The sequence below is a fragment of the Arthrobacter sp. SRS-W-1-2016 genome (genome assembly GCF_002009585.1).
GTDB lineage: Bacteria > Actinomycetota > Actinomycetes > Actinomycetales > Micrococcaceae > Arthrobacter > Arthrobacter bambusae_A.
On record NZ_MTPV01000057.1, the window covers coordinates 51,278 to 58,155 of the forward strand.

9 protein-coding genes are annotated in these 6,878 nt (G+C 65.8%); 8 read left to right on the forward strand and 1 reads right to left on the reverse strand.

Annotation, left to right across the window (positions count from 1 at the left end; all coding sequences use genetic code 11):
- Positions 1 to 121: 121 nt before the first annotated feature.
- The 8 genes from paaA (at position 122) to BMF89_RS14145 (ending at position 6,205) form a co-directional block, all read left to right on the forward strand.
- Entirely contained in the window at positions 122 to 1,117 is a 996-nt protein-coding gene (gene paaA, locus BMF89_RS14110) for a 1,2-phenylacetyl-CoA epoxidase subunit PaaA (RefSeq protein WP_078107737.1), read from the forward strand.
- Positions 1,114 to 1,482, forward strand: a complete 369-nt coding sequence (gene paaB, locus BMF89_RS14115; RefSeq protein ID WP_078107738.1) for a 1,2-phenylacetyl-CoA epoxidase subunit PaaB — start codon at positions 1,114 to 1,116, stop codon at positions 1,480 to 1,482. The genes paaA and paaB overlap by 4 nt, the downstream gene beginning before the upstream one ends.
- A complete protein-coding gene (gene paaC, locus BMF89_RS14120) occupies positions 1,479 to 2,435 on the forward strand; it encodes a 1,2-phenylacetyl-CoA epoxidase subunit PaaC (protein WP_078107739.1) in 957 nt (318 codons plus the stop codon). The genes paaB and paaC overlap by 4 nt, the downstream gene beginning before the upstream one ends.
- Positions 2,436 to 2,443: 8 nt before the next feature.
- Positions 2,444 to 2,983, forward strand: a complete 540-nt coding sequence (gene paaD / locus BMF89_RS14125) for a 1,2-phenylacetyl-CoA epoxidase subunit PaaD (RefSeq protein ID WP_078107749.1) — start codon at positions 2,444 to 2,446, stop codon at positions 2,981 to 2,983.
- A 10-nt stretch (positions 2,984 to 2,993) separates the two neighbouring features.
- Positions 2,994 to 4,229: a 1,2-phenylacetyl-CoA epoxidase subunit PaaE gene (paaE, locus tag BMF89_RS14130; RefSeq protein WP_078107740.1), complete on the forward strand. Its 1,236-nt coding sequence runs from the start codon at positions 2,994 to 2,996 to the stop codon at positions 4,227 to 4,229.
- A gap of 11 nt (positions 4,230 to 4,240) precedes the next feature.
- Entirely contained in the window at positions 4,241 to 5,020 is a 780-nt protein-coding gene (locus BMF89_RS14135; RefSeq protein WP_078107741.1) for an enoyl-CoA hydratase-related protein, read from the forward strand.
- Between the two features lie 82 nt (positions 5,021 to 5,102).
- Entirely contained in the window at positions 5,103 to 5,426 is a 324-nt protein-coding gene (locus BMF89_RS14140; RefSeq protein WP_078107742.1) for a helix-turn-helix transcriptional regulator, read from the forward strand.
- Positions 5,375 to 6,205 carry a permease prefix domain 1-containing protein gene (locus tag BMF89_RS14145; RefSeq protein ID WP_139359665.1) on the forward strand — a complete coding sequence of 277 codons (831 nt, stop codon included), beginning with the start codon at positions 5,375 to 5,377 and terminating at the stop codon, positions 6,203 to 6,205. Before BMF89_RS14140 ends, BMF89_RS14145 begins: the two co-directional genes overlap by 52 nt.
- A gap of 288 nt (positions 6,206 to 6,493) precedes the next feature.
- On the opposite strand, the gene BMF89_RS14150 is transcribed toward BMF89_RS14145, so the two are convergent.
- Positions 6,494 to 6,878, reverse strand: a 385-nt coding sequence (locus BMF89_RS14150) for an HNH endonuclease (protein WP_139359666.1), incomplete at its 5' end; no start/stop codon positions are given.

A 6,878-nucleotide genomic window follows, 5' to 3' on the forward strand; every position in this document is an offset into this window, starting at 1 on the left:
GAAGAGAGCCGTATAGGTGAGCGAGCGTTCGGTTGACGCCCCCGAGCGACCCGAACGCTTGACGCATCTCGCGCCTTCCGCATATTCTGAACGAACGGTCGGTAAATATTTAGGAGCAACCATGGCATCGCAGAATCTGCAGTCTGTGCCCGCTGAGCTGTCCCCCGAAGAGCTTGAGCGGGAACAGGCCGGTCAGGCGTACTTTGACCGCATCATTTCCGAGGATTCGCGCATCGAACCCCGCGACTGGATGCCGGAGGCCTACCGCAAGACCCTGCTCCGCCAGATCTCGCAGCACGCGCACTCGGAGATCATCGGCATGCAGCCGGAAGCCAACTGGATCACCAGGGCTCCGAGCCTCAAGCGCAAGGCCATCCTCATGGCCAAGGTCCAGGATGAGGCGGGCCACGGCCTGTACCTCTACTCGGCCGCGGAGACCCTTGGCCAGAGCAGGGACAAGATGACCAGCGACTTGATCGCCGGCAAGGCCCGGTACTCGTCCATCTTCAACTACCCCGCGGTTTCCTGGGCGGACATGGGTGCGATCGGCTGGCTGGTGGACGGCGCCGCGATCTGCAACCAGGTTCCCCTCTGCCGGGCTTCCTACGGCCCCTACGGACGCGCAATGGTGCGCATCTGCAAGGAAGAGTCGTTCCACCAGCGCCAGGGTTTCGAGATCCTCCTTGAACTGTCCAACGGGACGCCCGCCCAGAAGGCGATGGCCCAGGATGCCGTCAACCGCTGGTACGCGCCGGCGCTGATGATGTTCGGGCCGCCCGACGATGATTCGCCCAACTCCAAGCAGTCCATGGCGTGGAACATCAAGCGGTTCAGCAACGACGAGCTCCGCAGCCGCTTCGTCGGCATGATGGTGGAGCAGGTCAAGGTCCTGGGCCTCACGCTCCCGGACAAGGACATCCGTTTCAACGAAGAAACCAAGAAATGGGAGCACGGGCCCCTGGACTGGAACGAGTTCAAAGACGTTCTCGCCGGGAAGGGTCCCTGCAACGCGCAGCGGCTTGAGCGCCGCCGCGAAGCGCACGACGACGGCGCCTGGGTCCGCGAAGCGGCCGCCGAGTACGCCCGCAAGCAAGCAGAGAAGGAATACGCAGCATGATCCCCAACGACTCCCCAACCTCGCAAGCTCGGCCGGGGACCCCGGTCGTCGTGGCCCCTGACTCAGCAGCCAACGAACCCCACGAAACTCACTGGAGCCTCTGGGAAGTCTTCGTCCGCTCCAGCCGCGGCCTGTCCCACGTCCACGCTGGATCCTTGCACGCACCGGACGCGGCGATGGCGCTGCGCAACGCCCGCGACCTGTACACCCGCCGCAACGAAGGCGTGTCCATCTGGGTGGTTCCGGCCGACGCTATCTCCTCGAGCGACCCGGATTCCAAGGGTTCCTTCTTCGAATCCCCGCAGGGCAAGGACTACCGCCACGCGACGTATTACACCAAGAGCGAAGGCGTGAAGCACCTGTGACCGCCCCCGTAAACGAAAACGTAAACGAAAACGAAAACAAAGACTTCTCCATCGAAGGCCACGGCGACATTTCCGTCGGCGTCAAGGGCGCAGGTGCTTCCGGAGACGGTTCCGCAAGCGCCACGCGCATCACCCCCGGAAACGCCTTGCGCCCCGAAGACATTGCCCTCGAGGTCCGCAAGGGACAAGTCAAGCCGAGCGACGACGTCGCGGAATACGCCCTGCGCATCGGCGACGACGGATTGATCCTCGCCCAGCGCCTGGGGCACTGGATCTCCCGGGCTCCTGAGCTCGAAGAAGACGTCGCCCTCGGCAACATCGCCCTCGACCAGCTGGGCCACGCCCGTTCCTTCCTGACCTACGCCGGCGCGGCATGGGACAAGTCCGAGGACGATCTGGCGTACTTCCGCCGCGAGCACGAGTTCCGCTCAGCGCACCTGTTCGAGCAGCCGAACGGGGACTTCGCCGTCACCATCGCCCGGCAATTCATCGTGAGCTACTACCAGTTCGAGCTCTACAAGCGGCTGACCGGATCCACGGATGCCACCATCGCGGCCATCGCCGCGAAGGCACTCAAAGAGGTCGACTACCACCGCGACCACAGCGCACAGTGGGTCCTCCGGCTTGCCGGCGGCACGGAAGAGTCCCGCCGTCGTATCGTCCGGGCGTTCAAGCTCGTCTGGCCCTACGTCGAAGAACTCTTCGAAGACGACGAGCTCACGGCGCGCCTCGCGGAAAGCGGAGCAGGCGTGCAGCCCTCCGGCCTCCGCGCGGACTTCGACCACCTCACCGGAGAAATCCTGAGCGAAGCCGGCCTTGAAGGGGAACTCAACCTCGAACGTATCCCACAATCCTTGGGTGGCGGCCGCCAGGGCAAGCATTCCGAGCACTTGGGCTACCTGCTCGCCGAGATGCAGGTGCTGGCCCGCGAACATCCCGGCGCAAGCTGGTGACGGTGGACATGTTCGTTCACGAGACACCAACCCAGGCCAAGCAAACCGCCGAGCAAAAGGCCTGGGGGATTGCCGCCACGGTCTGCGATCCCGAGATTCCGGTCCTCACCATTGAGGATCTGGGGATCCTCCGCAACGTCCAACTGTTCGACGACGGCGGGCTGGTCCCCGCGGTCCAGGTCACCATTACGCCGACCTACTCGGGCTGCCCCGCGATGGACGCCATCCGCGACGACCTCAAGACCGCGTTCCACAAAGCGGGATACCCCAGCGTCTACGTCGAGCTCGTCCTGGCTCCGGCCTGGACCACGGACTGGATGACTGAGCGGGGCAAGGCCAAGCTGCAGGAATACGGCATCGCGCCGCCATCCGGAAGGGCAGCAGCCGGGGGACATGCCGGCAAAGTGCGGCTCAACCTCGCCGTGAAATGCCCCCAGTGTTCGTCGCTGAACACCAAGGAACTCACCCGCTTTGGTTCCACGTCCTGCAAGGCGCTCTTCGTCTGCCAGGACTGCAAGGAACCGTTCGACTACTTCAAAGTCCTGTAAGGAATCCGACATGCCCGTTGTCCGCCAGACCGCAGCCGAACAAGCGCAGGCCACCGGCCGCCGTCGTGCGTCTTTTCATTCCCTCAGCGTTTCGGAAGTCCGCCGCCTGACTGAAGACGCCATCGAGGTCACGTTCGATGTTCCGTCGGAACTCGCCGGCCAGTACGACTACCTTCCCGGCCAGTACGTGGCGCTCCGGACCACCCTTCCTGACGAGAGCGGTGAGCCGCATGAAGTCCGCCGCAGCTACTCCATCTGCGCAGAGCCTCGCAGCTTCGCGGACGGCAGCAGCGAGATCCGCGTAGCGATCAAGAAGGACCTGGGCGGCATCTTCTCCACCTGGGCGAATGCGGAGCTCAAGGCCGGCGACACCCTGGATGTCATGAGCCCAATGGGCGCGTTCATTTCGAAGCATGGCAAGGACGGCAAGACTGTCCAGCAGAATGTCATGAACTCCATGAACAATCCGGAGAACATGGCAGGGGAGTTCGGCGACGCCGGTTCTTTCGTGGCCATCGCCGCGGGCTCGGGCATCACCCCGGTGATCGCGATCGCCCGCACGCTGCTGGCCGCGAACCCGGAGACGCGCTTCGACCTGATCTACGCCAACAAGGCCGCGATGGACGTCATGTTCCTCGAAGAGCTGGCGGACCTGAAGGACAAGTACCCGTCCCGATTGGCGCTGCACCATGTGTTGTCCCGCGAGCAGCGCATCGCGCCGCTCATGACGGGCCGTATCGACGCCGAGAAGCTGCAGCAACTGTTGGGCACCGCCATCCACGCGGAGGATGTAGACGAATGGTTCCTGTGCGGGCCGTTCGAGCTGGTCCAGCTGTGCCGGGATACCCTCGCTGCCCGCGGCGTCGAGCCCGAGCACGTGCGCTTCGAGCTGTTCACCACCGGCCGCCCGGACCGCCCCGAGGGCAACGCCGGCCGGCCCGTTGTGGAGGACGAGTCGAAGGACACGTTCAAGATCACCTTCACGCTGGATGGTTTGACCGGCGATGTCGCCAGCCCCACCCACGCACGGGAATCCATCCTCAACGCCGCCTTGCGGGTCCGCCCGGATGTTCCGTTCGCGTGCGCCGGTGGCGTATGCGGCACGTGCCGCGCCAAACTGGTTTCCGGGACGGTCAGCATGGACGAGAACTACGCCTTGGAGCAGGATGAGTTGGACAAGGGCTACGTGCTGACATGCCAGTCCCACCCCACCAGTGAATCCGTCACGGTCGATTTCGACGTCTAAGGAATAAACGAATGATCGAGCTCTCCATCGCCAACGGCATCGCCGAAATTGTCCTCAACGCCCCGGAAAAGCTGAACTCGCTTGACGAGGCAGCGCTTGCCGAACTGGATAGAGCGTACGACGACGCCGCTGCCGCCGCCTCCCGCGGGATGGTGCGGGCGCTGCTCCTTCGCGGAGAGGGCCGCGCCTTTTGCGCGGGACGCGACATTGCGGGCGTGACCCCGGAGAGCGACGACGCGAAGGCGTACTTGAACGGGCTCGTCGAGCCGCTGCTCAAGAAGATGGCGGCCTTCCCGGCCCCGACCTTCGCGGCAGCGCACGGCGCGTGCCTCGGCGTCGGGCTCGGCCTGTTGCTGGCGACGGACGTGGTGTACGTGGCGGAGACTGCCAAGTTCGGTTCGCCGTTCGCCAAGCTGGGCGCCACTTTGGATTCGGGCGGGCACTGGTACTTCACGGAACGCCTGGGCATGCACCGGACCCTGGACCTCATCTACACGGCCGACCTGATCAGCGGTGCCGAGGCTGTGGCGCAGGGCATGTTCAGCCGGGTTATGCCGGACGACGCCCTGCTGGAGGCCACGCGGATCATCGTGGAGCGGGTCGCGGCGGGTGCCACCGGCGCGTTCACCGCGAGCAAGGAGCTCGTGGCCCATATCCGCGACCAGCGCCTGGGCTTGTGGGCTGCCATGTCCGAAGAGAACGACGAACAAGCCCGGCTGTGCAAGACAGAGGACTACGCCGAAGGTTTCCGTGCGTTCCAGGAGAAGCGGGCGCCGGTCTTCAAGGGGTAGCAGGGGTCCGGGGTTCACAGCCGCGGACAACCCGGTCCTTTGATCTTGTCAGCACTTCGTCCCATACCTAGACTCTCTAGGTATGGGACGAAGTTCAGTGAACGGACAGCTTGACCTGCTTCTGCTCAGCTCGCTCGGAGCGGGCGAGGCACACGGCTATGCGCTCATCGCGCGCATTCACGAGCGCAGCGGCGCACGGATTGAGCTCCAGGAGGGCTCCGTCTACCCCGCGCTGCACAAGCTCGAGGCAGCGGGGTGCGTCGCGAGCCGCTGGGCGGACGACGACGGCGGCCGCCGTCGCGTCTATGCGCTCACCGGGGCCGGACATGCCGCGCTTGCCCGCAAGGTGGAGGAGTGGAGAGGCTTCTCGGCGGCGGTGCGGGGCGTTCTTGGGGCGGCATCGTGAACGCGGGGAATAGCGCCGGGGCCGACGGGGGGCCCATCGACGCATACCTCGACGAGCTGTTCGTGGCTGCGCGCGCCGGCGATCCCGCTGCCGGCCGCAGGCTCCTCGCTGAGACCGAGGCGCATTTGCGCGAATGCGCAGCCCGGCTCCGTGGGCAAGGCTTGGACCCGGAGGACGCCGAGCGCGAGGCCGTCCGCCGCTTCGGCCCGGTCGGCACCGTGACGCCGGTCCTGCGCCCGTCACTTCGCGACGTCGCCAGGCTGCCGTTGCGAGCGTTCGTGCGACCCTTGGTTGGCCTCGCGGCTGTTGGCGCGATCGCCGTCGGCGTGAGCGGCGTCGTGTCGGAACTGTTCGGCCGGATCTGGGGCGCAGGCTTCGTGGCCGGCGACCTCCCGGGCGTGGCCTACACGGCCGCGAGGTGTGCGGTTCTGCAGGCTCCTTACGCTGGCCTCGACTGTGCCCACGCCGCCGCCGAACATCACTGGGGCGAGGTGGTCGAATACCGCGTGGTCTTCGGGGTGCTTGGCCTGGTCCTGTTGCTTATTTGGCGGCTCCTGCCGCGCGACGCCGCGCTCCCGGCAGGCCTCGCGCCGTCGCTCGCGGCCGCGGCTTTCCTGCTCGCCGCCGCGGGGACCGGCGTCCGGGCCCTCAACGCCGCCGTCCAGGGTTGGCAGGGCACGGGGGCGTGGCTGAGCGCCGTCGTTGTCGCCCTGCCGCTCGCCGTCGTGTTCGCGGTAGCCGCCCTGCGCAGGATGCGCATGAAACCCCAGGGTTCCTAGGGCCGCATAGTGGTGTTTGATGACGCCCGGACACGGGCAGCCGTTGTAGGCACGGGCCGGTGGATTGCCGCCGCAAGAGCGCTTGAGACCGCCCGGGCCCGATGCGAACGAAGATGTGTCCACGCCGACCTGACTGGCCCCTGGACTGAGGCCCTTCTTGACGCAGGCTTTTTAGCCGACGCGCACCTTCCTGGCGGATATTTTTGACACCGGGCTCTTGGCGCTGGGCTTTTGGCGCTGGAGGACCCGGAAGCCAGGGATGCCGGGCAGCAACGGCGGCCCGGAGTCTCAAGCGACTCGGAGTTGCGTGAGATGGGCGTATTTCAGCTCCTTGGCTTGATGGCGTAGTAGCCTCCGGTGGTGTTTGGAACGTGGTGGCACGGTGGCAGATGACTCGGTGCCTGGCAGGGGCGGGGCTGTGGATCGGTAGTGGTGTCCGGTAGGGGTGCGGATGTCTAAGACGTGCCGTGTCCCGGGGCTTGTTGTTGCTGTCCCGTTTTGCGCTGGCCGGGTTTGTGCTGTCCAGCCGGGGAGTTCTTTGGTGTGGTTGCAGGCTTCGCAGAGTCCTGCCCCGTTGGCCAGGCTGGTTGTGCCGTCGTGGTGCCAGGGGATGATGTGGTCGATGTGCCTGATCGGTGCGTCGCAGTAGGGGGTGCGGCAGGTGTCGTCGCGG

Excerpts from the sequence above, each read along its gene's own strand:
- paaA (WP_078107737.1), top strand. The coding sequence starts at position 122 with ATGGCATCGCAGAATCTGCAGTCTGTGCCCGCTGAGCTGTCCCCCGAA.
- paaB (WP_078107738.1), top strand. The coding sequence starts at position 1,114 with ATGATCCCCAACGACTCCCCAACCTCGCAAGCTCGGCCGGGGACCCCG.
- paaD (WP_078107749.1), top strand. The coding sequence starts at position 2,444 with ATGTTCGTTCACGAGACACCAACCCAGGCCAAGCAAACCGCCGAGCAA.
- paaE (WP_078107740.1), top strand. The coding sequence starts at position 2,994 with ATGCCCGTTGTCCGCCAGACCGCAGCCGAACAAGCGCAGGCCACCGGC.
- BMF89_RS14135 (WP_078107741.1), top strand. The coding sequence starts at position 4,241 with ATGATCGAGCTCTCCATCGCCAACGGCATCGCCGAAATTGTCCTCAAC.
- BMF89_RS14140 (WP_078107742.1), top strand. The coding sequence starts at position 5,103 with ATGGGACGAAGTTCAGTGAACGGACAGCTTGACCTGCTTCTGCTCAGC.